This is a genomic window from Corallococcus sp. AS-1-6 (assembly GCF_020037015.1).
In the GTDB taxonomy this organism is placed as follows: domain Bacteria; phylum Myxococcota; class Myxococcia; order Myxococcales; family Myxococcaceae; genus Corallococcus.
In genome coordinates this window covers 77,007-101,791 of the sequence record NZ_JAIQDE010000025.1, presented here as the reverse complement: position 1 = coordinate 101,791, position 24,785 = coordinate 77,007, and the positions used below count along the sequence as shown (strand labels likewise).

Annotated in this window: 21 protein-coding genes; 3 read left to right on the top strand and 18 right to left on the bottom strand. The window is 71.0% G+C overall.

All coding sequences use genetic code 11. The annotated features are described in order from the left end of the window. Position 1: 1 nt before the first annotated feature. The 13 genes from K8612_RS28885 to K8612_RS28825 form a co-directional block, all read right to left on the bottom strand. On the bottom strand, positions 2–1,795 hold the full coding sequence (locus K8612_RS28885; RefSeq protein WP_223764635.1) for an alkaline phosphatase D family protein: 1,794 nt from the start codon (positions 1,793–1,795) through the stop codon (positions 2–4). Positions 1,796–1,840: 45 nt separating this feature from the next. Continuing rightward, positions 1,841–2,257: a VOC family protein gene (locus K8612_RS28880; RefSeq protein ID WP_223744387.1), complete on the bottom strand. Its 417-nt coding sequence runs from the start codon at positions 2,255–2,257 to the stop codon at positions 1,841–1,843. A 65-nt stretch (positions 2,258–2,322) separates the two neighbouring features. Then, a complete protein-coding gene (locus K8612_RS28875; RefSeq protein WP_223764634.1) occupies positions 2,323–3,180 on the bottom strand; it encodes a helix-turn-helix domain-containing protein in 858 nt (285 codons plus the stop codon). An 11-nt stretch (positions 3,181–3,191) separates the two neighbouring features. Continuing rightward, the gene (locus K8612_RS28870; RefSeq protein WP_223764633.1) at positions 3,192–4,211 is read right to left on the bottom strand and encodes an alpha/beta fold hydrolase; all 1,020 of its coding nucleotides are present in this window, start codon (positions 4,209–4,211) and stop codon (positions 3,192–3,194) included. Between the two features lie 69 nt (positions 4,212–4,280). Beyond that, a complete protein-coding gene (locus K8612_RS28865) occupies positions 4,281–4,718 on the bottom strand; it encodes an SRPBCC domain-containing protein (protein ID WP_223764632.1) in 438 nt (145 codons plus the stop codon). A 149-nt stretch (positions 4,719–4,867) separates the two neighbouring features. Next, positions 4,868–6,142: an MFS transporter gene (locus K8612_RS28860; RefSeq protein WP_223764631.1), complete on the bottom strand. Its 1,275-nt coding sequence runs from the start codon at positions 6,140–6,142 to the stop codon at positions 4,868–4,870. Positions 6,143–6,334: 192 nt separating this feature from the next. Beyond that, positions 6,335–8,080, bottom strand: coding sequence for a CapA family protein (locus K8612_RS28855; RefSeq protein WP_223764630.1), 1,746 nt, complete (start codon positions 8,078–8,080; stop codon positions 6,335–6,337). Between the two features lie 105 nt (positions 8,081–8,185). Then, positions 8,186–8,692 (bottom strand): DoxX family protein, encoded by a 507-nt coding sequence (locus tag K8612_RS28850; protein ID WP_223764629.1) that lies wholly within the window; start codon positions 8,690–8,692, stop codon positions 8,186–8,188. Positions 8,693–8,807: 115 nt separating this feature from the next. Further along, positions 8,808–9,575: a tRNA1(Val) (adenine(37)-N6)-methyltransferase gene (locus K8612_RS28845; protein ID WP_223764668.1), complete on the bottom strand. Its 768-nt coding sequence runs from the start codon at positions 9,573–9,575 to the stop codon at positions 8,808–8,810. Between the two features lie 20 nt (positions 9,576–9,595). Continuing rightward, positions 9,596–10,549: a glutathione synthase gene (gene gshB, locus K8612_RS28840; RefSeq protein ID WP_223764628.1), complete on the bottom strand. Its 954-nt coding sequence runs from the start codon at positions 10,547–10,549 to the stop codon at positions 9,596–9,598. Between the two features lie 80 nt (positions 10,550–10,629). Next, entirely contained in the window at positions 10,630–12,357 is a 1,728-nt protein-coding gene (locus K8612_RS28835) for a serine/threonine-protein kinase (RefSeq protein WP_223764627.1), read from the bottom strand. Positions 12,358–12,666: 309 nt separating this feature from the next. Then, positions 12,667–12,993 carry a hypothetical protein gene (locus tag K8612_RS28830; protein WP_223764626.1) on the bottom strand — a complete coding sequence of 109 codons (327 nt, stop codon included), beginning with the start codon at positions 12,991–12,993 and terminating at the stop codon, positions 12,667–12,669. 8 nt (positions 12,994–13,001) lie between these two features. Further along, positions 13,002–13,256 (bottom strand): hypothetical protein, encoded by a 255-nt coding sequence (locus tag K8612_RS28825; protein ID WP_223744397.1) that lies wholly within the window; start codon positions 13,254–13,256, stop codon positions 13,002–13,004. Between the two features lie 223 nt (positions 13,257–13,479). Between K8612_RS28825 and K8612_RS28820 the strand changes: the two genes are divergently transcribed. Next, positions 13,480–15,651, top strand: a complete 2,172-nt coding sequence (locus K8612_RS28820; RefSeq protein ID WP_223764625.1) for a tenascin-X — start codon at positions 13,480–13,482, stop codon at positions 15,649–15,651. A 240-nt stretch (positions 15,652–15,891) separates the two neighbouring features. Then, positions 15,892–17,166, top strand: a complete 1,275-nt coding sequence (locus K8612_RS28815) for a hypothetical protein (RefSeq protein ID WP_223764624.1) — start codon at positions 15,892–15,894, stop codon at positions 17,164–17,166. A 3-nt stretch (positions 17,167–17,169) separates the two neighbouring features. Here K8612_RS28815 and K8612_RS28810 read toward each other — a convergent pair whose 3' ends face one another. After that, positions 17,170–17,883, bottom strand: a complete 714-nt coding sequence (locus tag K8612_RS28810; RefSeq protein WP_223764623.1) for a DUF429 domain-containing protein — start codon at positions 17,881–17,883, stop codon at positions 17,170–17,172. A 78-nt stretch (positions 17,884–17,961) separates the two neighbouring features. On the opposite strand from K8612_RS28810, the gene K8612_RS28805 reads away from it, so the two are divergent. Then, the gene (locus tag K8612_RS28805; RefSeq protein WP_223764622.1) at positions 17,962–18,981 is read left to right on the top strand and encodes an aldo/keto reductase; all 1,020 of its coding nucleotides are present in this window, start codon (positions 17,962–17,964) and stop codon (positions 18,979–18,981) included. A 431-nt stretch (positions 18,982–19,412) separates the two neighbouring features. On the opposite strand, the gene K8612_RS28800 is transcribed toward K8612_RS28805, so the two are convergent. From K8612_RS28800 to K8612_RS28780, 4 genes are all read right to left on the bottom strand, one after another. Further along, positions 19,413–20,135: a head GIN domain-containing protein gene (locus K8612_RS28800; protein ID WP_223764621.1), complete on the bottom strand. Its 723-nt coding sequence runs from the start codon at positions 20,133–20,135 to the stop codon at positions 19,413–19,415. A 121-nt stretch (positions 20,136–20,256) separates the two neighbouring features. After that, the gene (locus tag K8612_RS39020; RefSeq protein WP_255672329.1) at positions 20,257–23,400 is read right to left on the bottom strand and encodes a protein kinase; all 3,144 of its coding nucleotides are present in this window, start codon (positions 23,398–23,400) and stop codon (positions 20,257–20,259) included. Positions 23,401–23,538: 138 nt separating this feature from the next. Continuing rightward, the gene (locus K8612_RS28785) at positions 23,539–24,108 is read right to left on the bottom strand and encodes a PIN domain-containing protein (RefSeq protein ID WP_223764619.1); all 570 of its coding nucleotides are present in this window, start codon (positions 24,106–24,108) and stop codon (positions 23,539–23,541) included. 23 nt (positions 24,109–24,131) lie between these two features. Continuing rightward, the gene (locus K8612_RS28780) at positions 24,132–24,623 is read right to left on the bottom strand and encodes a helix-turn-helix domain-containing protein (RefSeq protein WP_223764618.1); all 492 of its coding nucleotides are present in this window, start codon (positions 24,621–24,623) and stop codon (positions 24,132–24,134) included. Positions 24,624–24,785: the final 162 nt, after the last annotated feature.

Here is a 24,785-nt window from a genome sequence, read left to right as displayed (position 1 = left end):
CTCAGCCCACGGTGGGGAAGGGCGGTGGCTCCACCACCACCTCCATGGGCAGGTTCTCCTTCTCCGCGATCCACTTCACCCACAACTTCGGACGCGCGATCGTGTCCCGGTGCTTGGGCCGCTCCAGCCGGATGGACAGCCAGTTGCGGTCCCGCAGGTACAGCTCCTTGCCCACTGGCAACAGCTCCGTCTGCAGGAACCCCGGCAGGTCCTCCCTCGAATCCTGCGACAACGCCAACATCCCCTTGAACGCGAGCCACCCCGGCGGCGGATGCACGATGGGCGAGGACGTCGCCTGTTCGATGAACACCTCGCCCACTGTCCCCAACGCGGGCACCAGGTGGTCCGGGTTGCGTGAACGCACGCGCGCCCTCGCTCCCACGTGCACGTCCCCGGACAACACCGTCACCGCGCAGTAGGACTTCTTCGCCAGCGAGAACAGGTTCATCAACAACCGCGTCCGCTCGCCCCGGTGCACCGAGGACTCCCACTGGTCCAACAGGTCGTCGCGCAGCTCGACCCCGCCTCCGCTCATCCGCTCCATCGCCGGACCGAACCGCAGGTGCACCAGCGGCACCGACGACACCACCAACACGTGCCGCGCCTTCTTGCCGTTCTCCGGCCGCTGGCGGTGCTCCTCGCGCCACGCGTCGAAGGCGTCCCACTGGGACCGGCTCATCACCGTGAACTCGGTCTGCGGATGCGCGTTTCCGGTGTCCAACACCCGGCTGGTCCGGCCGCTCCTCAAGTCCAACAACACCACGTCCAGGTCGCAGTCCGCCGTGGAGAAACAGAACGTCTGGAAATAGTGCCGCGCGGGCTCCACCACGCCCCGGTCGTCCGGCTCGCGCGCCTTCGCCGGCTGCTCCAACCAGCCCCGCTGGAAGGCCTCGAACGCCCGCGCCGCCGCGCTGTAGATGGCGCGATACCAGGGCGCCTGCTGGAGGTCCTCGTGCGAACCCCAGCCGTCGAAGATGTCGTGGTCGTCCCACATGAACAGCCCCGGCACCCGCCGCAGCAACGGCGCGATGCCCTGGCTGCCACCCCACCGCTCCCGGTACAGCCAGACGTACTCCGCGAACAACCGCTCCGAGAACCCGTCCGGCACCTGCAGCTTCAACCGCTCCGACCGGGGCAGCTTCATGAACGCGTTCAACACATCCAGCGTGTTGTGCAGCGAGTCCGCGTAGAGCTGATCCCCACCCCCGAGCAACAACTGGAAGCCCGGCGTCTTCGCCGGGTCCGTGGGCTCCCGCTGGTGCTGCTGCAGCATCCGCTCCCAGAGCGCGAAGGGCTGCGCCAGGTTGCTCCAATCGCTCGCACGGCTGGCGCCGTTGCAGGAGAAGAACGCGATGTTGGGCGACACGCCCTTCGCCGGGACGACCACGTCGGACACCACCAGCGGCTCCGGCGGGATGACCTTCGTGGACCACGGCCGGTCGTCTCGCGGCGGCGGACGCTCGAAGGTCACCGGCACGCCCGGCGTGTCTGGCGATTCGAAGTGATAGGACAACCGCCGGGCCTCGTCCGTGCGCGGAAGGACGACCTCCCAGCGCCACACCACGCCCCGGGTGTCCTTGGGCAGGGCGGTGAGGTCCGCGGCGGCCTTCACCTCGTCGAAGACGGCGACCTGGTGGCCCTTCGCGTCCCGGAAGCACAGCCTCAACGCCGGGGGCTTCTTCGCCGACGTGCTGTCCAGGAACACGTTGACGAAGAAGCTCCACACGTCATGGGACTTCGGGTCCGGCGTGGCCTGCGCCCGGGCGTACAGGAGGGGCCCCAACAAGAGCTTCATGGGGAAAGCCTTGCATGGACGCCCCGCCCCGTCGACGAAGGCGCCTCACCCCTTCGGCGGAGGCACCGCGAGCGGCTGGTACGTGCCGAAGCTCCAGACGTTCCCCTCGGGGTCCAGCGCGCTGAAGTCCCGCGAGCCGTAGTCCGTGTCGTGCAGCTCCATCGCGATGGTCGCGCCCGCCGCCTTCGCCCGCGCGTACAGCGCATCCGGGTCCGTCACCACCACGTAGATGCCCAGGTTCTTCAGGGGCACGTCCTTCGACGCCGCCATCTTCAGCCGGCCGCCCTCCGCGCCGCCGAACATCACCAGCCCATGGCCCAGCGTCAGCTCGACATGGGCGATGGCGCCGTCAGGCTTGCGGTAGACGACCCGCTCCTCGCAGCCGAAGGCCTGCTTCAGGAAGCGCAGGGCGGCTTCGGGGTCGGCGTAGTGGATGAAGGGATACAGGCTGGGCAGGGACATGGTGTGTCTTCCTTTCACCGCGCATCCTGCCCATCCGCCCGCGGACCTTCTTGGACGGATTTTACCTACGCGCCGGATTCGAACCCGCCCGCGTCCGGCAGTGCACGGCGCAGGAGGGCGGACGGTGGCCCGCCGGTGAACTGGCGGAAGTCCCGGTTCAGGTGCGCCTGGTCGAAGTAGCCCAGCTCCAGCGCGAGCTCCGCCCAGCGCACCGGGCCCCCGGACTTGATCCGCTCCACCGCCCGGTCGAAGCGCAGCAGGCGCGCCAGCCTGCGCGGAGGCAGCCCCACCTGCTCGTGGAACTGGTGGATGAGGTGCTTGTGGCTGTGGCCCAGCTCGGTCGCGAGCGTGGCGATGTCCACCTGGCCTCCCGTCCGCTGGATGCGCTCCACCGCCCACGTCACCCCCGCGTCCACCGCCGGCCCCCGCTCCGCGCGCCTCAAGAGGAACGCGTCCGCGAGCGCGAACCGCGCCGCCCAGTCCCGCGCCTCCGCCAAGGCCTCCACCAGCCGCCGCGCCTCGGCGCCCCAGAGGTCCTCCAGGCCCGTCACCCGGTGGGACAGCTCGTGCATGGGCAGGCCGAAGAGGCGCCGGGCCCCCAGCGGCGTGAGGTTCACCTGGAGCCCGTGGGACTCGCCGTTGTGCTCGGTGGTGCTCCAGCGCTCGTCCAGCCCCGCGACGAAGCCGGAGCGGTGCCGCGTCACCGCGCCCGCGTCGTCCAGGTGCTTCAGCAGCGGGCCGAACTCCAGGATGAGCACCACCTGCACCCCGGGCAGCTCCTGCCGGCGCATGGGCTGGGGCATGGCCTCGCGGAAGCCGCAGTAGTCCCGGATGAGCGGCGCCAGCGCCGGGGGCGGCGTGGCCAGCGCCATCTCCCAGCCGCCCCGCTCGGACGCGTGGCGTACCACGCGGATGCGATGCATGCGGCGGGAGACTACTTCGAAACCTTGCTCAGGAAGCCCAGCAGGGCCGCGTGCCACTTCTCCGGCGATTCGAAGTGGGGGATGTGGCCCACGTTGGGGAGCTCCACCAGCGTGGCGCCCGGGATGGCCGCGGCGGTCTTCTTGCCCAGCGCCGGGTACTGCCCCAGCTTCGGCAGCAGCGCGGGCGGCACGCTGCCCTTGCCCACCACCGTGCGGTCCTCCTGGCCAATCACCACCAGCGTGGGGACCTTCACCCGCGGGAACTCGTGCACCACCGGCTGCTCGTAGATCATCGTCTGCGTGGCGGCGGACACCCAGGCCAGGCGCGGGTACTCACCGCTCAGCGTCTGGCGGTAGAGCACCTGGACGTATTCGTCGTACTCGGGCTTCCACTTCACGTAGTAGCCGCGCTGGTACTTGCGCAGCCCCTCCTCCGTGGCCTTGAGGTTCTCCTGGTAGAGGTCCTCGGTGGACTTCCAGGGGACGGACTCGCGGTAGTCCTCCAGGCCGATGGGGTTCTCCAGCACCAACTGCGTCGTCACCTCCGGGTACATCAGCGCGAAGCGCGTCGCGAGCATGCCGCCCATGCTGTGCCCCACCACCGCGGCCTGCTTCACCCCCAGCTCCTCCAGCACCTGCCGCGTCAGCGACGCGAGCGTGTGGAAGCTGTACGCGATGGCCGGCTTGGACGACTTGCCGAAGCCGATCTGATCCGGCACCACGACGCGGTAGCCCGCGCCGGAGAGGACGCGGATCGTGTCCTTCCAGTACGCGCCGAAGAAGTTCTTGCCGTGCAGCAGCACCACCGTGCGCCCGTTGGCGTTGCCCGTGGGCTTCACGTCCATGTACGCCATGCGCAGGTCCTGGCCCTCCAGCTTGACGGACAGGAACTGCACGGGGGCAGGGTAGGCGTAGCCCTCCATGCCCAGGCCCAGCGCCTCCGGGGCGCGTTTCGCTTCCTGCGCGTTCGCGGCGGGCGCGGAGAGCAGCAGGGCGGAGAGCAGCAGGGCGGGGACGCGGACGGACGGCATGGGGCTCCTTCGGCGACGGGACGCGAGGGAACGGCAGTCTGGCCGCGACATTCCCCCGCGTCGCGGTTTTCAGAACGCCCCGCCCTCCCGAAGGTTGATGCCGAACTCCAAGGAGCCCTTGAGGCAGAGCATCATGTGCATCCAGCCGCCCGCGTTGTCGTAGGACGCCTTGATGCCCTGCGCATCCGGCTTCCATCCGGACTCGCTGATCTTCACCAGCGTGTTGCCCGCGTCCAGCGGCACGAAGTTCATCTCCACGCGCGTGTTGTAGCCGCCGTCCGCGGGCCACTCGAAGACGATGCGCTCGTGGGGAGTCACCTCGCGCGTGATGACGTCGAACTCGCCCGGCGCCTCCGCGAAGCTCCACTTCACCGTGGTGCCCGCCGCCAGCGGACCGCTGCTCGTCTTCACGAAGTAGCCGCTCAGCTTCGCGGGGTTCACCACCGCCTCGAACACCTGCGCCACCGGCTTGCGGATCTTCAACTGCACCTGGAACTTCGGCTCCATGGGGCACCCCTTGCCGGGGACACTACCTCAACGCGGCGCCCATCCAGGACATCCACGCGCGGTGGATCAGCTCCTACGCCACGCACGCGGTGAAGCTGCTGACGAAGCTGAAGCGGGACCTGGAGGAGGAGGACTGACGGCGCGCGCGCTCAGTGCGCGCTGTCGGAGAACGGCTGGACGTCCGCCTGGACCAGCGGCTCGTTCTCGAAGCGGGCGGGCTTGAGCAGGCGCGTGGTGAGCACCAGCGCGAGGAAGATGGCGCTGCACGCGATGGTCACGAAGCGCAGGTTCATGCGGTCCGCCAGCGCGCCCTGGAACCAGACGCCCAGCGAATAGCCCGCGCCCAACACCATGCTGTAGAGGCTGCCCATGCGCGCCTGCAATTCACGCGGCACGCGGCCCTGGCAGGACGCGCTCAGGCTGCTCATCAGGACCAGGTAGTTGGCGCCCAGGAAGAAGATGCACACCGCCGCCACCTGGAGCGTGGGCGCCAGCCAGTACACGCCCGCCAGCACCGCGATGGTCGTGGCCGAGTAGCCGCGCAGCTTGCGCTGCCCGAAGAGCTCCGCGAGCGTGCCCACGCACAGCGCCGCCGTCACCGCGCCCGCGCCCTGACACGTCACCAGCAGCGACGTGGCCGCCGCGCCCTGGCCCAGCTCGCGGATGGCGAACACCGGCACCAGGCCGATGAAGGGCGCCACCAGCGCGGCCACGAAGAAGGTGGCCACCAGCACCAGCGAGATGTCCTCGTCGTCCCGCGCCACGGTGATGCCGCGGCGGATGCCGTCCCACAGCGGCTCGCGCTTCGCGGCCTTGTCCCGCGCCGGCGGCACCACGCGCCACAGCGCCACCAGCACCGCGAAGAAGGACAGCGTGTTCGCGAGCAGCGCCCACGCGGGCCCGCCCGCCTGCAACACCACCGCGGCCAGCGTGGGCCCCATGATGCGGCCCAGGTTGAACTGCGCGGAGTTGAGGCTGGTGGACAGGTGCAGGTCCTCCGGCGGCACCAATTCCGCCAGCAGCGCGGAGAAGGCCGGATAGGTGAGCGTGCTCACGCACCCGTTGAGGAACGAGATGACGCCGATGATGGACACCGACAACTGCCCGCGGAACGCCAGCACCGTCAGCACCGCCGCGAGCGCCGCCTGGAGCAGCGCGCCCAGCCCCGCGTACGCGCGCCGGTCGAAGCGGTCCGCCAGCGCGCCGCCCACCGGCGCCAGCACCACCGCGGGCAGGAAGGACAGCGCGACGATGGCGCCCGTCCACTCCGCGCGGCCCGTGGTCTGCGTGACGTACACGCCCATCGCCACCGTCTCCATCCAGGTGCCGATGTTGGAGATGAGCGCGCCCAACCACACGGCGAAGTAGCCGGGGTATTCGAACGGGCGAAGCGAAGTCAGTCTGGGCAGTCGATGAGCAGGCACGTCGGAGCCTGTCTTAGCGCACGCCGCACGCGCATGCCTTGCACGGCGCGGCACGCTTGGAGGCGCAATGAAGCGCACGGCAGCCCAGGCAGCAGCCCGGCTTCAACGAAGCGCGATGCGTGACATACAAAACACCCACGGAGGCCGAGGCGTCCGTGGGTGCGGGTGCGGCGTTGTCGTGAAGGCTCGGCGCTACGGCGCGGCGCTGGAGGCCGTGACAGGCGACTTGCGCGGAGAGACGCGGCCGTCGTCCGCGATGCGGGCGCCCGTGTCGGGGAAGTCCTCCGTGGTGAGCTTGCGCACCAGCGAGACGACGTTGGCGGCCGGGTCCGGCTGGGTGATGCCTTCACCAATCTGTTTGGTGGGGAGGATGCGGCCGTTGGAGAAGCGGCCGTTGGCGTCCAGCTCCACCTCCAGGATCATGCCCAGGCCCTGCGGACCCTTGAGGTTGAAGCGGCCGTAGGTGGCGAAGTTGCCCATGGAGTAGGCGATGAGGCGGCCCTGGTAGAACTCCATGGCGCGCGCGACGTGCGGGCCGTGGCCGAGCACCAGGTGCGCGCCCGCGTCCACCACCGCGTGGGTGAAGGCGCGCAGGTCGCCGCGGTCCTCGCCGAAGAACATCTCCCTGCCGGCCGGGACGTGCAGGGCCTTGCCGCCCTCCGCGCCGCCGTGGAAGGAGACGATGACGATGTCGTGCGTGGCGGCGGTCTGCTTCACCAGCGCCGTGGCGGTGGGCAGGTTGTTCAGGTGGTTGCAGCCCGCGGACGTGTGGAAGGCCACCAGCCCAATCTTCAGGCCGTTGCGCTCCACGGTGGCCACGCTGCCCGGCGGGCCGCTCCAGGCGATGCCCAGCGCGTCCAGGGTGGACTCGGTGGCGCGGCGGCACTCCTCGCCGAAGTCGCCGGAGTGGTTGTTCGCGGTGGAGACCACGTCCACGCCGGCCTCCTTGAGGTAGTCACCGAAGGACGTGGGGGAGCGGAACGCGTAGCAGTTCGCGGGCGAGCGGCACTTGGTGGTTTTACCGGTGTCGCAGAGCGGCCCTTCCAGGTTCACGAAGGTGAGGTCCGCGTCCTCCAGCAGGGGGCGCACGGCCGCGATGACGCTGCCGCCGCCCTCCGGGGGCAGGTAGCCCTCCGGCACGGTGGTGCCGAGCATCAGGTCACCCGCGGCGCGGATGCGCAGCTTCGCGCCCGGCGGCGGGGGAGGGCGGGGCGCGCTGTCCACGGGCTGCGCGAGCTTCGCCTGGAGCGCGGCCTGGTTGCGGGCCTGCGTGAGCGCGCCCTCCAGGTCCGGCTGGCTGGGATTGAGCGCGCGCACCTGCGTCCACTGCGTGAGGGAGTCCGCCCAGCGGCCTTCCACGGAGTACGCCCAGCCGAGCTCCCAGCGGCAGTCCGCGCGGGACGGCGCGGCCTGCACGCACGCGGACAGCTCCGCGATGGCGGTGCGCGAGTCCTTGGACTGGAGGGCGGCGACGCCCCGGGCGTAGTGCTCGTCCGGGTTGCCCACGGTGGCCAGGCCGGACGCGCCGGCCTTGCCGTGCATCGCCATGGCCGCGGCGCGCAGGGCCCCGACGCTGGCCTCCACGGCGATGCGGCCGGCTTCTGAGAGGGATTCTGTCTGGCTTTGCGCGGCGCCCGTGGCCGGCACCGTGGCCGGCTCGCGGGGCGGCGTCGGGATGGACTCGGCGAAGCCCGCGGGCATCCGCACCGCGGCGGGCGTCTCGGAATCACTGGCACGGGTCCGCGTGGCGGCCGTCACGGACGCGAGGCCCGCGACTTCGAGCCGCCCGGCGCTCGTATCCCGGATGACGGAGCGCACGGAGGCCAGGCCCGCTTCCGTGAGGCGCGCGGTGCTGGAGGGCTCGGCTGTGGAGAAGTTGGGGACAGACGCGGCGGGCGCGGCGAGCGCCAGCATCAGCAGGACGGACGGGGGGGCCATGGCCCGCGCATCTTACGGGATGAAGCGGAGGCAGGGGCGCCACCGGCGGGCCCGGTTCGCTGGCAGCCGGGCAGGCGACACCCCCACACCCCTCCAAGGCCCCGGCTACCCCAGCGCGTCGAGCAGCATGGAGCCCCGGCGCTGACGGGGCAGCAGCCGGAAGTGCCTCAGCTCCCGGCGCTTCACCCGCCGCTCCAGCGCGCTGTGCAGGGACAGCCGCCCCGGCCCGCGCATCAGCGTCCCGAGCGCGATGGCGATGAGCGCCACGTTGAACTCGTAGCCGCCCTTGGTGATGTCGAAGCCGTTCTTCCTGTGCACCTTCGCGATGGCCATCGCCTGCGTGACGATGACCGACACCGCCGTGAAGCGCGTCGCGATGCCCAGGATGGAGCTCACCCCGGCCACCAGCTCCGTGATGCCCGTGGCCAGCAGCCACTGCTTGCCGGGCTTGATGCCCAGTTGCTCGAACATGCCCGCCTGCTGCTCGATGCTCTCCTTCTTCAGCTTCTCCAGGCCGTGGTGGATCATCGTCGCGCCCAGGGACAGGCGCGGGGGCAGCAGCGCGGCCGACTTCAGCAGCGACGGTTGTTCGTTGAGCATCGTCACGTTCATGGGGCTCTCCTCTTCGGGACGCGGACGTCCGGTGGGTGAAGTGCCCCTTACGTTGTGATGCATCCCCCCATCCGGCCCCGACGCTCGCAGGGCCCCACGTCCGGCGGCCGGGCGCTCAACCCCCGCTCCGCTCCGCCAGCGGCACGTCCATCAGCGCCGCCACCTCCGCGCCGTACCCACCGGCTCCGTCACCATGCACGATGAGCGGCGGACGCACGGACAGGCCCCGGTCCTGGTCCCGCAGCGCCTGCACCAGGAAGCGCGTGGCGGGCGCGTCCACCCGCGCGTGCACGGCGCGCAGCACCCGGGGGAACAACCGCGCGCCCGCGAGCACCCCCAGCACCTCCGCCAGCCGCGCCGCCGGATACACCAGGCTCACGCCGCCCCCGGGCCGCAGGGCATGCCGCGCCGCCGCGACCACGGACGGCGCGTCACACGCCACCTCCGACTTGGACATGGCCCGCTCCGCGTCCGGGCTCACCACGCCCGCCTCGGCCCGGCGGAACGGCGGGTTGGACACCACCTGCCCGTACGCCCCGGGCGTGAACAGCGACCGCGCCTGCCGCAGGTCCCCGAGCACCGGCCGCACCCGGCCCTCGCACCCGTTGAGCGCCACCGCGCGCGTCAGCCGTTCGTGCACCGCGGGCTGGAGCTCCAGCGCGTCCACCGGGCCCGCGACGCCGAACTGCTTCACCAGGAGCAGCGACACCACGCCGCTGCCCGCGCCCAGCTCCAGCACCGGCCCGGGCAGGTCCTGCCCCTCCGTGGCCGCGAAGTGCGCCAGCAGCACCGCGTCCAACGTGAAGCGGTAGCCCGCGCGGCGCTGGAACACGCGCACGTCCGCGGTGCCAATGGAGTCCAGCGTCTCGCCGTCCTCCGGCATCCTGTCGGGAGCGGCCACGTTCAGCGCGCGCCGTGCATCCGCTCGGCCACGTCCAGCACGCGCGCCTCGCAGGAGACGCCGTCCAGGTGGCTGGCCTCCACCAGGCCCGTGGGGCTGGTGACGTTCACCTCCGTGAGGTAGTCGCCCAGCACGTCGATGCCCACCAGCGTCAGCCCCTTCTCCTGGAGCGACGGCTTGAGGCGCTTGCAGATGTAGAGGTCGCGCTCGGTGATGTCCGCCTTCATGGGCGTGCCGCCCGCGGCCATGTTGCCCCGGTGGTCCGCGTCCGACGGCACGCGCAGCACCGCGCCCACCGGGTCTCCGTCCACCAGGATGATGCGCTTGTCGCCCAGGCGGCTCTCCGGCACGTACGCCTGCGCGAGGATGGGCTCCTTGAAGCCCTGCGTGAGCAGCTCCACCATGGAGCGCGCGTTGCGGTCCCCCGGCGCGAGGAAGAGGATGCCCTTGCCGCCGAAGCCATCAATGGGCTTCAGGATGGTGCCCTGCGCGTTCTTCGCCGCGAACTCCAGCACCACGGACAGCTCGCGCGTCACGCGCGTCTCCGGCATCAGGTCCGGGAAGTTCAGCGTGAAGAGCTTCTCGTTCGCGTCGCGGATGCCGGACGGGTTGTTGATGAAGATGGGCGCGCGGTCCGGACACAGCTCCACCAACTGCGTGGCGTGCAGATAGTCCGCGTCCACCGGCGGGTCCTTGCGCAGGAAGAGCACGTCCAGCTTCGACAGGGGCCGCACGTCCTCGTCCAGCACGTCGAAGTGCTGCCCTGGCTCCCGCCGCACCCGGACCCGGCGCATGCGCGCCTCCGAGCACCGGCCGTTGAAGCGCAGCCAGCCCTGTTCGAAGTAGTAGACGTCGTGCCCCCGCCGCTGGGCTTCCAGCATCAGCGAGAACGTCGTGTCGTGGTCCACCCGCACGCTCTCGAGCGGGTCCATCAGGAAGCCTAGGGAGAGGGCCATGTGGGGGCGGAAGATAGCGGACGCCCTCCGCCCGTGCCGCTCCTTCGCGCAGGTCCGTCCACGCCGGAACGGACAGGGCCCTAGCGGCCCGGCAGCTCCCTCAGCTTGAGGTTGAGGCGCACGGGCTTGCCCGCCTCCACCGGCACGGCGAGCACGCGGCGCTTCTTGTCCTCGCCCACCAGGATCAGCTCCGCCTGCCCCACCGGCAGGGACTTCTTCACCAGCGGCGCCTGCCCCAGGGACTTGTTGTTGAGGAAGACCTCCGCGGGCTCGTCCAGGAAGAGCGTCACCTCGCCCTTGCCCTTGCCCTTGCGGCTGCTCCGGTTGGCGGTGGACTCGTCCCGGTCGTTGTCCCGGTCCTTCGGCGTCCGCTCGCGGTCCTTGTCCTTGTCCGCGACGGCCGCGTCCGCGTCGGGCGCGGGGGCGTCGGGCGGACGGATGGGGACCATCGCGCCCAGGCCCATGGGCGGGGGAGGGGGTGCCGTCTCCTCGGCCTCCAGCAGTTGGGTGAGCCGGAACGCGCCGTAGGCCAGGCCCAGGAACAGCGACAGCGACAGGAGCGCCCACACCGCGCCCAGCTTCGAGCGCTTCACCGGGGGCGCGGTCTCGTCGCTGCCGGGGCTCTCCGCGCGAAGCTTCGCGATCTCCGCCTTCTTGCGCGCCTCCACGACGCTGAGCGCGGTGGCCTTGCGCTCCGGCAGGTAGGGGCCGTCATCCTTCTGGAGCGCGCGCTTCGCCGACGCCAGCACCTGGCTGCTCGTGGTGACGTCCGCGCTCTCCAGCAGGGACCGCGTGGCCGCCATGCGCTCCGCGAACAGGCCCTTCATGAGGGCGGCGCGCTGCTCGGCGTCCATCAGCTTGCCGCCGGCCGCCTTCTCGATGGCGCGCGCCATGTCCCGCCCGGACGGGTAGCGGCGGTCCACGTTGCGCTCCAGCGCGCGCATCACCACGCGGGAGATGTCCTCGGAGATGTGCGGCAGCAGCACGGACGGCCACGGGATGGCGTCCTCGAGGATCTTCACCATCTCGTCGCGCTCGGTCTTGCCCGCGAAGAGCCGCTCGCCGGTGATGAGCTCGTGCATCACCACGCCCACGGAGAACAGGTCGCTCCTGCCGTCCAGCGGATCGCCGCGCACCTGCTCCGGGGACATGTAGCCGGTGGTGCCCTTCACCGTGCCCACGCTGGTGCGCTCCAGGCTGTTCTTCGCCTTGGCGATGCCGAAGTCGAGCAGCTTCACGGTGCCGTCGTACGTCACCATGATGTTCTTCTGCGCCACGTCGCGGTGGATGACGGGGCTCGCCTCGCCGCCGGGGGTCGTGAAGGTGTGCGCGTAGTGCAGCGCCAGGCACACGTCGCGGGCCACGGACAGGGTGAAGGCCAGCGGCACCGGCTGGCGCTTCTTCAGGCACGCGCTCGTGACCTGGTTGAGGTTCTGCCCGCCGATGAACTCCATGGCCAGGTAGAGCCCGTCGTCCTCCTCCCCCAGGTCGAACACCTGCGCGATGTTCGGGTGGTTGAAGGCCGCGGTGATGCGCGCCTCGTCCAGGAACATGCGGACGAACTGATCATTGGAGCGCGCGTCCGGGAGGATGCGCTTGATGACCACGTACTTGCGGAAGCCGCCCGGGCCCGACGTGTAGCCCAGGAACAGCTCCGCCATGCCGCCCACGGTCAACTGCGTGAGCACCTCGTACTTCCCGATGCGCTCGCCCCGATGGAAGTCGATGAGCTCATCCTCCAGCGCCTTGGGAAAATGGCGCCCGCGTCGTGAAGAAAGCAGGGCCGGACCATAACAGGGCTGTTGCATCCGGGGTCCTTCCTTGCCGGTGTCACGCCCCCCTGATCCCTGTGGATCACCTGTGGATGGTGTGGGCGGCCCTGTGGACAACCGGGGGCTCAAGGGCCCGCCTGTGGATGCCCGGGGGAAACCGGCAACTTGCCCACATGTAGCAGATCGCCGATTCGTGAATGAATCCGGAAGCTTGCTGACTTGTCCCCAACTCGGCTTCCCCTACTGCTTCCACCAGTTGATCAACACTCCAATTAGACTGGTGAAAAGAAGCGGGGCCCGTGCACAAGTCGGAGACCGACAGGCATCCGGCCAGGGGACACGCTGCTACAGGAGCGTGGCGCGAAGCCGCTCCAGCAGGCCGGGCAGCTCCTGGAGCAGTTGCCGGTCCAGGTCCTCCAGCGCGGCGCGGTGCATGACCAGGTCCTCCGGCTCCCGGTCCGCGGCCATCATGCGCTGCAGGCCCCGCAGGCGCTGGTTGCGCTGGACCAGGCGGGCCAGGGTGTCGTCCAGCTCCTCCGCGAGCGCCGGGTCCAGGTGCAGCTCCTGGCCCACCAGCTCCCGGAGCTGCTCCACGCGGTAGGTGAGCTCCCAGCTCTCCTCGTAGCCCGCGCGCCGGGGCAGCATCTGCCCATACGTCCACCGCTCGCTCACCCGGGCCTCTAGTGCGGCCGGGGCCGGGTGAGGCCTGTCAGCGACAGCCGGGTGCGCGTCGGGTCCAGCTCCACGTGCATCCGGCAGTCCGCCACGTCCAGGCGCAGGGTGTAGGGAGGACAGGCGGCCTGCCCCGAGTGGGCCTCGCAGGCGCGAGCGCCCATGCGGAACAGCTCGGCCAGCACCGCCCGCCGGACCTCCGCCGACAGCCCGTTCACCGTGGACTGCACGCCCCGGGCGATGAGCACCGTGAATGCCTGCAATCCCGGAGAGTCGTGTGGCGGGCCAGCCAGGGTCATCCCCGCGCCCGTTGCTAGAACCATACCCTGCGACAGGCCTGTCGTTCCGGGGGGTTGGAAGGACCCAGGGCCCTGGGGGCTGAAAAAAACTCAGGCAGGGAAGTGCCCAATCCTGAAGCCCCGGGGGGTGGGGTGCCGTGGGACACGGGGATGGAGAGGGGTGTAAAGGCAGGGGACGGAGGGGTCGATGGCGCGCACGCGGACGGTGGGCAGTGGGGGCCGGACGGCCCTGGCAATGGCCCTGGCGGCCCTGGTGGCCTTCGGAAGCGCCTGCCGGGACGAGCCCCCGCTGACGGGCGCCCGGAGCCTCCTACGGGTCTCCCAGGAGGCCGTGGCGTTCCCGGCCAGCTACCCCGGGGTGGAGCGCGGGGTGGAGCTCCGGGTGGTGAACGCGGGCCGGACGACGCTGGACGTGGAGTGGACGGCGCTGGCCGCCCCCTTCTCGGCGGACGGGCTGCCCACGCGGATGGGGCCGGGGGAGGTCCCGGTCCGGCTGTCCTACCGGCCGGAGGCCACGGGCGTGCTGACGGCCACGCTGGTGGGCCGGGCGCCGGGGGGCGGCGAGGTGCGGGTGGAGCTGCGCGGGGAGGCGAACCCGTACCCGGACTGCCCCACGCCGGTGGCCTGCCACACCTCCACGTTCGACGTGGCGACGGAGCAGTGTGTGGAGACGCAGGAGCCGGACGGCACCGCGTGCGACCCGGGCAACGCGTGCATCCAGGGCGCCACGTGCACGGCCGGGCGGTGCAGGGGGACGGAGCGCGTCTGCGACGACGGCGACGCGTGCACCACGGACGTGTGCAGCCCGCTGGACGGCTGCACGTCGGTGCCGGCGCCGCCGTGTCCGGGGGACGGGAAGTGCCAGGTGGGCGCGTGCGACCCGAAGGTGGGGTGCACGCTGGCGAAGGCGCCGGACGGGACGTTCTGCGGCCCGGAGCGCGGCTGTGACGCGGCGGACGTGTGCCTGGACGGGGCGTGCCAGCGCCGCGACCCGCCGGACAACTTCACCTGCGCGCCGTCCAGCCCCTGCCAGGGGCCGGGGAGGTGCAGGGGCTCCGTCTGCGAGCGCCCCGCCGCCACGGCGCTGGCGCCGGACTGGACCTACGACGCGGCCTCCAACGGGGAGTCGCTGCACGACCTGCTGGTGGGGCCCACGGGGGACGTGACGCTGGTGGGCTTCTTCGTGCCCGCGCTGCTGGACGCGGCGGGCCCGGTGCCGGTGCGCGCGAGCACGTCCGGGCGCCGGTGCATGCTGTGGAACGACCGGCTGTTGTGCATGGACCTGCCGCTGTCCGGGCAGGTGTCGCTGCTGGACCGGGTGACGGGTTCGCCGCGGTGGACGTTCGACCTGGCGACGGCGCGGCCGGACTTCACGCAGGGGCTGACGACGGTGTTCATGGCGCGGCTGGGGGTGATGCAGCCGGACCGGCTGGCGGCCCTCTTCGAGGCGTACCCGGCGGGCACGTCGCGCGACACGCTGTGCCGGCAGTACTTCCTGGTGGTGTTGGATGCCTTTGGCGGCATGGTGTCCGCGCAGGCGCTGCGGGACCCGCTGCTCGCGGAGTGCAACCACCCGCATCCGTATGGCGTCGCGTCCGACGCGGCGGGGGATTTGTACGTGGCGTTCGGCCCCACGCAGAACGTGGGGGCGCCGCTGTACCCGGGAGCGCCGACGTTGTTGATGGCGTTCTCGCAGGACGGGGTGCCGCGCTGGCGCAAGACGGAGGCCTTCGCCGCGGGGGAGCTGGCCATCGTGAACGGGCTGCTGCTCAACGAGCGCTCCACCCAGGCGCTGCGCACGCAGGACGGGCAGGCGGTGGGTTCACGGTCCTTCCCCCAGGGGCTGGGCCGCGCGCTGGCGACGTCCTCGCACGTCATCCCCTCGGCCTCCGAGGACGCCGCGGGCGGGTGGACGCTGGAGGGCTACGCGTTGCCGGAGCTCACGCCGTCCTGGACGCACGGGTTCCAGGGGTGGCCAGGGCCGGTGGCGCCGGAGGCGCGGCTGGCGAGCTGGGAGACCTGGCCGGGCCAGCCGCCGGAGACGGTGGTGCTGGGCACGGGCATGAGCGCGGCGGGGCCGGTGCTGTTCGCGGTGAGCGCGAAGGACGGCGCCGAGGTGTTCCAGTGCCCGGTGTCGAACGCGTCCACGCCCGCGCAGTTCCTGGAGCTGGGGCCGGACAGCGTGGTGATGATGGACGGGGCCACGTCCTGCGGCGATTGCGATCCGCCGTATGCCTACAGCCAGGCGCGCTTCCGGCGCTTTCCGGTCCCCGGCCTGAAGCCCGCGGAGGAACCCTGGCCCGGGACGTTCGGCGGGCCAGGGCATGACCATCACGAGGACCCGGTGCGCGGGCGCTGAAAGGAATTGAATCAGGACAGGTCACGCCCAAAGACTTTCAACACCTGACATTCCCAAAGTCAGAAGGGATCCCGCCCTGGCGTTCCACCGGATGCGTCTCCACCTGCACTTGCAGTGCAGGTGGCCCGAGTGGAACGGAGTGACGGTATGGCGGTGCGCAGGGGGCGGTGGTCCATCCCGGTGGGAATCCTCATCGGTGCGTTGGGTGCGGGTTGCGGAGGGGCGGTTTCCGGAGGCGGTGTGGAAGCGCCCTTCGTGCAGCCGGACGAGGCCGGGGATGGGCCTTCGAACGGAGGAGGCACCGCGACGGAGGACCCGGCGCCGGAGCCCGGGCTGGACGGTGGAAGCGTGGACCCGGGCACGGTCGACGCGGGGAGCCCTGATGCGGGCACGGTCGACGCGGGACCGCTGCCCGAGGCGCCCCCTCCTCTCGACCCGGAGTGCGCCGCGATGCCGCCGGTCATGCCGGAGGCGCCCGCGCAATGGAGGGAGCATTCGAGGTCCGGAGACAAGTACATGCAGTGCGGTCCGTCGGCTTCGGACGGCGTGGGCAGCGTCGTCTTCTCCCACTTCAGCACCGACCAGAGCTACGCCATGAACCTCCACATGTGGTTCTGGGGAGAGGGGTCGCCCGCGTCACTCGAGTCCCGCGGCGTCTTCCTGCCGACCGACCGTTTCCTGGCGTTCGGTCAGCCCCGGGGCTTCCTGAACTTCAACAGCGCCTACCACGACTCGGTCACGTACCTGGACAGCCGCACCGGTGAGGTCACCCACCATCCGCTCGATCAGGACGGCTACTTCGTGAGTGCGGCGGCGGACCCCAACGGCGGCGCGCGAGGCCTCCTGGATGACGGGACCCTCAAGGCCTACGGCCCGACCGGCGAGCTCCTCTGGAGCGCCTCCACCCCGATGAGGGGATACGTGCGGGCGATGGGGGTGGATGCCCGCGGCAACACCCTGATCATCGTGGCGGAGGGCTACGACGTCGGGGGGACGACGCAAGCCCAGGGCCTCTGGGTGGACGCCTCGGGACAGCCGGGCAACCCGTTCCTCGCGCTCGCGCAGGCGCCCATCGGCTGGTTCGCCTTCTATGAGCTCGTTCCGCAGGCGACGGAGGGCCTGTTCCTGGGCACCTCGAACCGGGATACGCCGAAGACGTGGACGGCCTTCGCGCCCCTGGAACCCCAGGGCCGCCCGGGCCCCGCCTGGCTCCAGAGCGATCCAGCGGAGACGGTGACGCTGTCGCGCCTGGAGAGCGGCAAGGGCTACATCCGGTGGCGCCGCACGTCCGCCTGCCAGAACGCGGCGGAGTTCCTCACGCCCTCGGGCAAGTCCTGCGGCACGACGCGCTTCCCCCCGCTGTACCCCGAGGCCCCGAACTTCTGCGGTACCCTGAGCCGGGGCCCCGACGGCACCGTCATCGAGACCTTCCCCGTCGTCAGCGAGCGCCCCCCGGAGTCCGACGTGTCCATCAAGACCTGCGCCTACCGCTGGTGGCCGGCCCTGTTGCCCTGAGCGTCATGGCGCGGTCCGGACACCGCGCTTCACGTCCAGGATTCGCCCCTCGCGCAAGGTTCCATCCGTGTCCTGCGCGAGGGGCAGGCCCACCGCGAAGACGTGCCCGGGCCGCGTGCGCGTGAGCCATCCCAGCCACGCGCAGAGCGCGGCATCCAGCTGGTCGTGCGTGCACGTCCGCGCGTCCTCGAAGCGCAGTCCGGACGCCTCCAGCAGGGCCTGTCTCCGGGCGCGTCCCTCCGGCGTGGACTTTGCCCCCAACTTCTCCACAGCCAGCGCGCGCCAGGTGGCGCCGGGGAAGGCCTCGAACAGGCGCGCGTGTGACAGCGACGGCGTGTCCAGGTCCAGCATCGGCACCCGGGCGTGGGCCCGCAGCGCGGCGAACAGCAGCACGCTGCCGCGCACGAAGCCCGCGAAGGGCGCACCGGGCAGGGGCAGCACGTCCGGGGTGCGGCCCGGGGCGCGCAGCCGCGCTTCCGCGTCCCGCACCTTCGCGCCGGGGTTGGCCAGCGCCTGCGGCCCGTCCACCACCACCACGTCACCGGGCCTGATGGAGAAGGCCTCCGCGAGCGCCTCCGGATCCAGCGTCACGGGCCACACGCGCTGGGAGAAGCTCACGCGGCCGTCACCATCCACGACGGCCTCGTCCACGGGGCGGGGCGAACGGGCGAAGGGGTCCGTCAGGTCCCAGCCCACGAAGCGGCGCGCGTCCGTCACCGCGTGCCTTCCTGCTGCGGGGCCATGCACCGGACGTTAAGAGGGGCCGCCTTCACTTCCACCCAAGGTGACACGCACATGCACTACCGTCCGCTGGGCCGCACCGGCCTGTTTGTCTCTGAACTGTGTTTCGGCGCGATGACCTTCGGCGGCGAGGGCATCTGGAAGAACATCGGGCAGCAGGGCCAGGCGGAGGCGGACGCGCTGGTGGGCCGGTGCCTGGACGCGGGCATCAACTTCTTCGACACCGCGAACGTGTATTCGAACGGGCAGTCGGAGGAGCTGCTCGGCAAGGCGTTGGCGCAGAAGCGCTCGCAGGTGGTGCTGGCCACCAAGGTGCGCGGCCGCATGGGCCCGGGCCAGAACGAGACCGGCCTGTCCCGCTACCACATCTTCGACTCCGTGCACGCGAGCCTCAAGCGCCTGGGCACGGACCACATCGACCTCCTGCAGATCCACGGCTACGACGTGGCCACGCCGCTGGAGGAGACGCTGCGCGCGCTGGACGACCTCGTGCGCCAGGGCAAGGTGCGCTACCTGGGCGCGTCCAACCTGGCCGCGTGGCAGTTGATGAAGGCGCTGGGCATCAGCGACCACCGCGGCCTGTCCCGCTTCGAATCGCTCCAGGCCTACTACTCCATCGCCGGCCGCGACCTGGAGCGCGAGCTGGTGCCGCTGATGAAGGACCAGCAGGTGGGCCTGATGGTGTGGAGCCCGCTCGCGGGCGGCTTCCTCTCCGGCAAATACCGCCGCGGCGCCGGTGGCCCCGAGGGCGCCCGCCGCACCACCTTCGACTTCCCGCCCGTGGACCGCGAGCGCGCGTACAACGCCATCGACGTGATGGATGAGGTCGCGAAGGAGACGGGCACCAGCGTGGCGCGCGTGGCGCTCGCGTGGCTGCTGCACCAGCCGCACGTCACCACCGTCATCCTCGGCGCGAAGACGCAGGCCCAACTGGAGGACAACCTGGCCGCGTCCGAGCTGCGCCTCGGCTCGGAGCAGCTCGCGAAGCTGGACGCCGTCTCCAAGCTGCCCCCCGAGTACCCGGGCTGGATGGTGGAGCGTCAGAACGCGGACCGCCTCCCCCCGGCCCGCTGAACCGGGTGCTCGCGGAGTCCCGCACGTCCGGACTTTTCCATCATCGCTGGATGGACCCGACCTGCCGCGTCTCAACGACGCACCGTGTGAAAGCGGTGCCTTCTTTTTTACAGTCCGTTGGGGACGGCAGGCGCGGTGGGAGGCGGGTTCCCCTGCGAGTCCTGCGGCGAAAGCGACGCTGGGTGTTTGGGATTGGGACGGAGTCCCGATATCTTGGGGACTGCGAAGCGTTCGGTCACTCGAGCGCGTTCCATGGGGCCCACGCGCCTGTCCGGCGGCACTGCGGTGCGACCGGCGGTCACGTGGAAGGTAGGACGGTCGCCCGGATGACCTTGGAGGTCCGGTGTGCGGCGTCCTCTTTTGCTTCGTGGGGGGCCTATCCGGGCCCCGGGAACTCCCCGGGGCCCGGCTAACCTTTCCCGGTCCCGCGGCTAGTTCGAGGCGTCGAGGCGCGAGCCGCCGCTGACGTCCACGTTGGTGTTCTGGGGCCGCTTCGACAGGCGGATGATGCTGCCGCCGGAGGCGTCACCGGAGACGCTGGAGGGGGCATCGGCCTCCACGATGGAGCCGCCGCTGGCCTCCACCTTCAGGTCGGTGACGCCCTGGAGCTTCTGGGCGTGCACCTGCGCGCCGCCGCTGGCCTCGGCCTCCAGTTGGGTCGCGCGGCCGGTCAGGGTGATTTCGGAGCCGCCGCTGGACTCGGCCTCCACCTTCTTGGCGTCCACGCCGCGCACGGTGAGGACGGAGCCGCCGCTGGCCTCGGCGTCGAGCTCGCCGGACGCGGTGACGTCCGCGTTCATGTGGCTGCCGCCGCTGGCCTCCACGTGGTCGATGCGGGGCGAGGACACGATGAGCTTCACCCTGCCGTTGAGGCCGCTCCAGCCCTTGCGCTCCACGCGCGTGGTGAGGATGCCGTCCTCCACCTCCAGCTTGATGCGGGCGAGGTTTTCAGGAGAGCCCTCCAGGCGGACGGACTTGGGGCCCACCTTCACCTCGGCGTGCATGCCGTGCCCCACGGAGACGCCGTGGAAGTCCTCCACCTGGCGCGTCTCACCGGAGCCCTGGGAGGACTTCACCGCGTCCTCCGCGTGGGCGGTGCAGGCGGTGGTGGCGAGGCAGCAGGCGGCGAGCAGGGACAGCGAGGACATCCTCATGGTCGGCTCCGGACGAGGCGCGAGGACGTGGGAGCACGTCCCGGCGGAATGCCTCGGGTACGGAGGACCCCGGCGGTTGATTGCGTGGTGCCGCGCGGACCGGTCCGCGCGCCGGACGGGGTCAGGGATTGGCCAGCATCTCCAGGGGGACCCGGACGGAGGTGATGTCGTCGGGTTTGATCTCCACGAGGAGCTTCAGGGGGCGGCCGGTGCCGTCCATGAGCTTCAGGGTGTGCCTGCCCACCGGGAGTGCGACCTTGGTGAGCGGGGTTTCTCCCAGGGAGCGGCCGGCCAGGGACACGCGGGCGGAGGGTTCGGTGACCAGGGTGAGGAAGCCCTGGGGCGCGGCGGCTTCGGTGGCGCTGTCATCCGGGGCGGGGAGGTCGGCTTCCGAGTCGTCGGCGGGCGTGGCGGTGCGGGGCTTGCCGCGGACCGGGGTGGCCGCCGGCTTGCGGACGGGGGTGCGCGTCTTCGCCTTCGGCGTCTGGGCGTCGTCGGTGGAGGAGTCGTCGCCGGGGGGCGTCGTTTCTTCCGTGGGCGCGGCGGGTTCGGCGGGAGGCGTGACCTGGGCGACCGCGGTGGAGGGTTCCGGCGCGGGGGGTTCGGTGGGGGTGGGCTTCGGGGCCTCGGGCTGGGGAGGAGGCGGTGGAGAAGTTGTGGATGAGTTCGTGTCCGGCTTGCGGGAGGGCGCGGAGCTCCACAGCGCGGAGACGCGGCCGCCGTCGAGTCCCAGGGCGACGGTGGTGCCGAGGCCCGCGATGGCGAGGAACACGATGCCGGCCGCGATGAGTCCGCCCCTGCCGCGGCGGGGAGCGGGGGACTCGGCGAGGAAGTCGTGCGGTTCGGTGGGGCGGTTGGAGGCGCGCGCCGGGGTGGAGCGGGAGGGAGGCGAGGACTGCTTGCGGTGAGAGGACGGCGAGCGGCGGACCGCGGGAGTCTTCTCGGGGACCTCTTCGGCGGGCAGGGACGGCACGCGGGAGATGGCCGTCTCGCTGTCGTTCAGCAGGGCCTGCGGCGGGGTGTGGGGCTGGGTGACGCGGAGGCTGTCCTGCGTGGAGGACCGTGAAGGGCGGGGACGGGAGTCCTCGGCGCTGGTGTTCGATGCGTCGCGAGCCGGGCGGGCACGTGCAGCGTCGGAGCTGTTCGCGCCATCGCGGCCCGACCGGGCACGTGCGTCGTCGGTGGATCCGTTCGAGGCATCGCGGCCCGACCGAACACGTGTGTCGTCGGTGGATGCGTTTGCGCCATCGCGACCCGACCGAGCACGTGTGTCGTCGGTGGATCCATTCACACCATCGCGACCCGACCGAGCACGTGTGTCGTCGGTGGATGCGTTTGCGCCATCGCGACCCGACCGAGCACGTGTGTCGTCGGTGGATCCGTTCACGCCATCACGACCCGACCGGGCGCGTGCATCGTCGGCGGAGCTGTTCGCGCCATCGCGAGGAGGACGGGGACGGGAATCCTCAGCGGACCCATTCGCGGCATCCCTCGCGGAGCGGGACCTCGCATCCTCACCGGATGGACTGAACGCCTCACGCGGCGGTCTGGGTCGAGCCTCCTCGGGTGACGCGTTGATGGCCTCACGCGGCGGACGGGGCCTCGAGTCCTCTGCGGATCCATGGGCCGCATCACGTCCGGCGCGCGAACGCGGATCCTCGGAGCCGTTGGCGGAGCGCTGCCGCGCATCGTCCGAGCCTCCATCCCGGCCGGACCGGGCACGGCCTTCCTCGGACTCCCGTCCACCCCGGGCGCGCGGCTCGTCGGACGGCGGCACGAAGGCCGGAGGCTCCTTCGCATGCCGTGCCTTCGGGTCCTCGGGAGGCTGGGTGCCCACGCGCGACAGCGGCGTGAGGATGGTCTCCCCCTCGGCGTAGCCGGGGGCCGCCGTCACGGGCGCCGTGATGCGCAGCGATGAATCCAGCATCACCGGAGGCAGGGCCGGCTGGGTGCGCACGCCCGGTTCGGAATCCTCGGGCTGCGCGGACAGCTCATTCGTGGGCGGAGGCGACACCCGACGCGAGGGAGACACCGCCGCGGGCTTGCGGACCGCCAGCTCCTCCGTCGTGTTGCGGCGGCCCCCCACTCCGGCGGCGGGAGCCGGCGACGCCTTCGCCGGAGCGGGAGCCTTGGCCGGCGCGGACGCGCGAGGCGGCAGCGCGGAGGAGATCTGCGGCATCGCCCCCGCGGGCGGGAGCGTGGCCGGCTCCGGGACGTCCCCGCCCCGGGCAATCACCTGCGCCACCTGCGTCTCGCTGGAGGTGCCGTCGCCGGTCGACTGCGCGCCCATGAGCAGCAGGCGGGTCTGGTCGCGGCGCTCGGCGAACAGGCGCAGCATCAATTCGCTGCTCTGTTCGGGGTGCCAGATGCGCTGCCCCACGGCGCGCTCGATGGCGCGCGCGAACTCCAGCGTGGTGCCGTAGCGGTCCTCGCGCCGCTTCGCGAGCGCCTTGAGGACGATGGCGTCCAACTCCGGAGGCACTTCCTTGTTCACGCGCGAGGGCGGAGGCACGTCGCCGCTCAGCACGGCGTTCATCATGGCCTCGGCGCTCTTGGCGTAGAAGAGGCGCATGCCGGTGAGGCACTCGTGCAGCACCACGCCCAGGCTGAACAGGTCGCTGCGGGCGTCCAGCGGGTCGCCCATGATCTGTTCCGGGGACATGTAGCCGCTGGTGCCCTTCACCATGCCCACGGCGGTGCGGCCCGCGCGCGCCAGGCTCTTGGCGATGCCGAAGTCGAGCAGCTTGGTGACGCCCTCGTACGTCACCATGATGTTCTTCTCGGCGACGTCGCGGTGGACGACGGGCGAGGGCCGGCCCAGCGGGTCGGTGAAGCTGTGCGCGTAGTTGAGCGCCACGGCCGTGTCGCGCACGGACATCAGGCTGAAGCCGATGGGGATGGGCTCGTGGGCGGAGCGGCACGCGCGGGCCACCTCCACCAGCGTGGCGCCCGGGACGAACTCCATGGCGAGGAACAGCTCACCGTCCGCCACGTCCAGGTCGTACACGTGGGCGATGTGCGGGTGGTTGAACGCGGCCGTGACCTTGGCCTCGTCCAGGAACATCCGGACGAACTCCTCCTCGCCGCGGATGTCGGGGAGGATCTGCTTCAGCACCACCATCTTGCGGAAGCCGGCCAGGCCCTTCTGGGCCGCGAGGAAAATCTCCGCCATCCCGCCTGTCGACAGGCGGCAGAGCACCTCGTACTTGCCCAGCACCCGGCCACGGAACCCGTCCGGGGTGAGCGTCAGCGTCGTCCCAGCCATTGAAGGGGTCCGACTCTACACCGGGGCAGGCACCGGCGCGAAAGGCCCGGACCCCCGTTTCTGACCGGATGCCAGGGTTTACCCGAAGGGCCGCCTCCGGGACCGAGGGACAGCGGAGCACGCCCAGCGATGGGGCAGTCAGATGAGGGAAGGGGGCAGAAGCTCGCGCACCTCGCGGGCGAAACCCGGCACGCTGCGCGCCAATCCGTCCACGAGCCTCATCAGGGAGATGGGGGGATTGCGCAGGGCTTCGGCCTGGGCCCGGAGCATCTCCAGCACGACGTCGGGCGCCTGGCTCAGCAGGTGTTGAAGGAAGGTGTCGGGTGCTTGCGCCTGGAGCGTCGCGGGCAGGTGTTGTTTCTCGAAGTCCCGCAGGTTGCTCGTGACGAGCGTCTGGGCCCCCACGTGGACCGCGGCGGCGAGGACGTGCCGATCCTTCTCCGAGTTGGTCATGGAGGCGATGAGTCCCTCATGGCCCGTCACCATGGCCTCGGGAAAGGCAGCCTTCATGGCGGCGACGCGCCGTGCGGCCTTCTCTTCCGAAAGGCCGATGGCCTTGACCAGGTTGCGGCGCGTCTCCTCGAGGATGAGCTCCGTCCAGTGAATCTGGATGAGCCCTTCATGCGCCGCGCTCAACAACGTGTCACAGACGGTGAGGGGAATCAGGACGTTCGCATCGAGGACGACAGGAAACGGAGCATGAATCACGGGGTAGGGCGTCCTCGCGCTCTTCAGTCGAGTTCGGGATAGCCCCCGGCGTCCTGGCTCTCGCGCATCATCGCGTCGAGCTGGGAGCGGCGGTCGGCCTTCTGCCGTGCGCGGTATTCGAGGACGTCCTTGCTGTAGACGCGACGATGGGTGCCTGTGCGGTGGAAGGGAATCCGGCCCTCGTCGAGGAGCTGCACCAGGTACTGCCGCGAGACATTGAGCAGGTTCGCGGCCTGCTGGGTCGTGAGCTCCTTGTGGACGGGGACCACGGTGACGGCGTCCCCGGACGCGAGGATGGCGAGCAACTGCTGCATCAGCGCGAGCACATCCGTAGGCAACGGTACGGATTCATGGTTCGGGCCGAGCAGCGAGAAGAGCGGGTGTCCGCCGCCTTTGTCGCTCAGTTCCCGGGTGATGAGCTGCGCGAGCTTCCGCACCTGATCCAGCGTCACGTCGCTAGCAGCGACGGGCTCCGACGTCCGGGGCGGAAGACCATCAGCGGTGGGTGAAGTCATGGGTTCCTCCTGGCGCGGATCCTCAAGAATCATGGGCATATCCGACGCAAACGCAAGTCACCCGGACAATCCAGGTCAGGATGTCACCCAGACAGTCGTCGTAGCCGCAACATGCATTCCAACATCTCCCCGCTTACCCGTGAGGTGGGCTACGACGGCACC

What these genes read in the sequence shown, in the direction of transcription:
- K8612_RS28800 (WP_223764621.1), bottom strand. Translation starts at nt 20,135, where the DNA reads ATGAGGATGTCCTCGCTGTCCCTGCTCGCCGCCTGCTGCCTCGCCACC.
- K8612_RS28880 (WP_223744387.1), bottom strand. Translation starts at nt 2,257, where the DNA reads ATGTCCCTGCCCAGCCTGTATCCCTTCATCCACTACGCCGACCCCGAA.
- gshB (WP_223764628.1), bottom strand. Translation starts at nt 10,549, where the DNA reads ATGGCCCTCTCCCTAGGCTTCCTGATGGACCCGCTCGAGAGCGTGCGG.
- K8612_RS28845 (WP_223764668.1), bottom strand. Translation starts at nt 9,575, where the DNA reads ATGCCGGAGGACGGCGAGACGCTGGACTCCATTGGCACCGCGGACGTG.
- K8612_RS28850 (WP_223764629.1), bottom strand. Translation starts at nt 8,692, where the DNA reads ATGAACGTGACGATGCTCAACGAACAACCGTCGCTGCTGAAGTCGGCC.
- K8612_RS28885 (WP_223764635.1), bottom strand. Translation starts at nt 1,795, where the DNA reads ATGAAGCTCTTGTTGGGGCCCCTCCTGTACGCCCGGGCGCAGGCCACG.
- K8612_RS28855 (WP_223764630.1), bottom strand. Translation starts at nt 8,080, where the DNA reads ATGGCCCCCCCGTCCGTCCTGCTGATGCTGGCGCTCGCCGCGCCCGCC.
- K8612_RS28870 (WP_223764633.1), bottom strand. Translation starts at nt 4,211, where the DNA reads ATGCCGTCCGTCCGCGTCCCCGCCCTGCTGCTCTCCGCCCTGCTGCTC.
- K8612_RS28805 (WP_223764622.1), top strand. Translation starts at nt 17,962, where the DNA reads ATGCACTACCGTCCGCTGGGCCGCACCGGCCTGTTTGTCTCTGAACTG.
- K8612_RS28780 (WP_223764618.1), bottom strand. Translation starts at nt 24,623, where the DNA reads ATGACTTCACCCACCGCTGATGGTCTTCCGCCCCGGACGTCGGAGCCC.
- K8612_RS28865 (WP_223764632.1), bottom strand. Translation starts at nt 4,718, where the DNA reads ATGGAGCCGAAGTTCCAGGTGCAGTTGAAGATCCGCAAGCCGGTGGCG.
- K8612_RS39020 (WP_255672329.1), bottom strand. Translation starts at nt 23,400, where the DNA reads ATGGCTGGGACGACGCTGACGCTCACCCCGGACGGGTTCCGTGGCCGG.
- K8612_RS28820 (WP_223764625.1), top strand. Translation starts at nt 13,480, where the DNA reads ATGGCGCGCACGCGGACGGTGGGCAGTGGGGGCCGGACGGCCCTGGCA.
- K8612_RS28875 (WP_223764634.1), bottom strand. Translation starts at nt 3,180, where the DNA reads ATGCATCGCATCCGCGTGGTACGCCACGCGTCCGAGCGGGGCGGCTGG.
- K8612_RS28835 (WP_223764627.1), bottom strand. Translation starts at nt 12,357, where the DNA reads ATGCAACAGCCCTGTTATGGTCCGGCCCTGCTTTCTTCACGACGCGGG.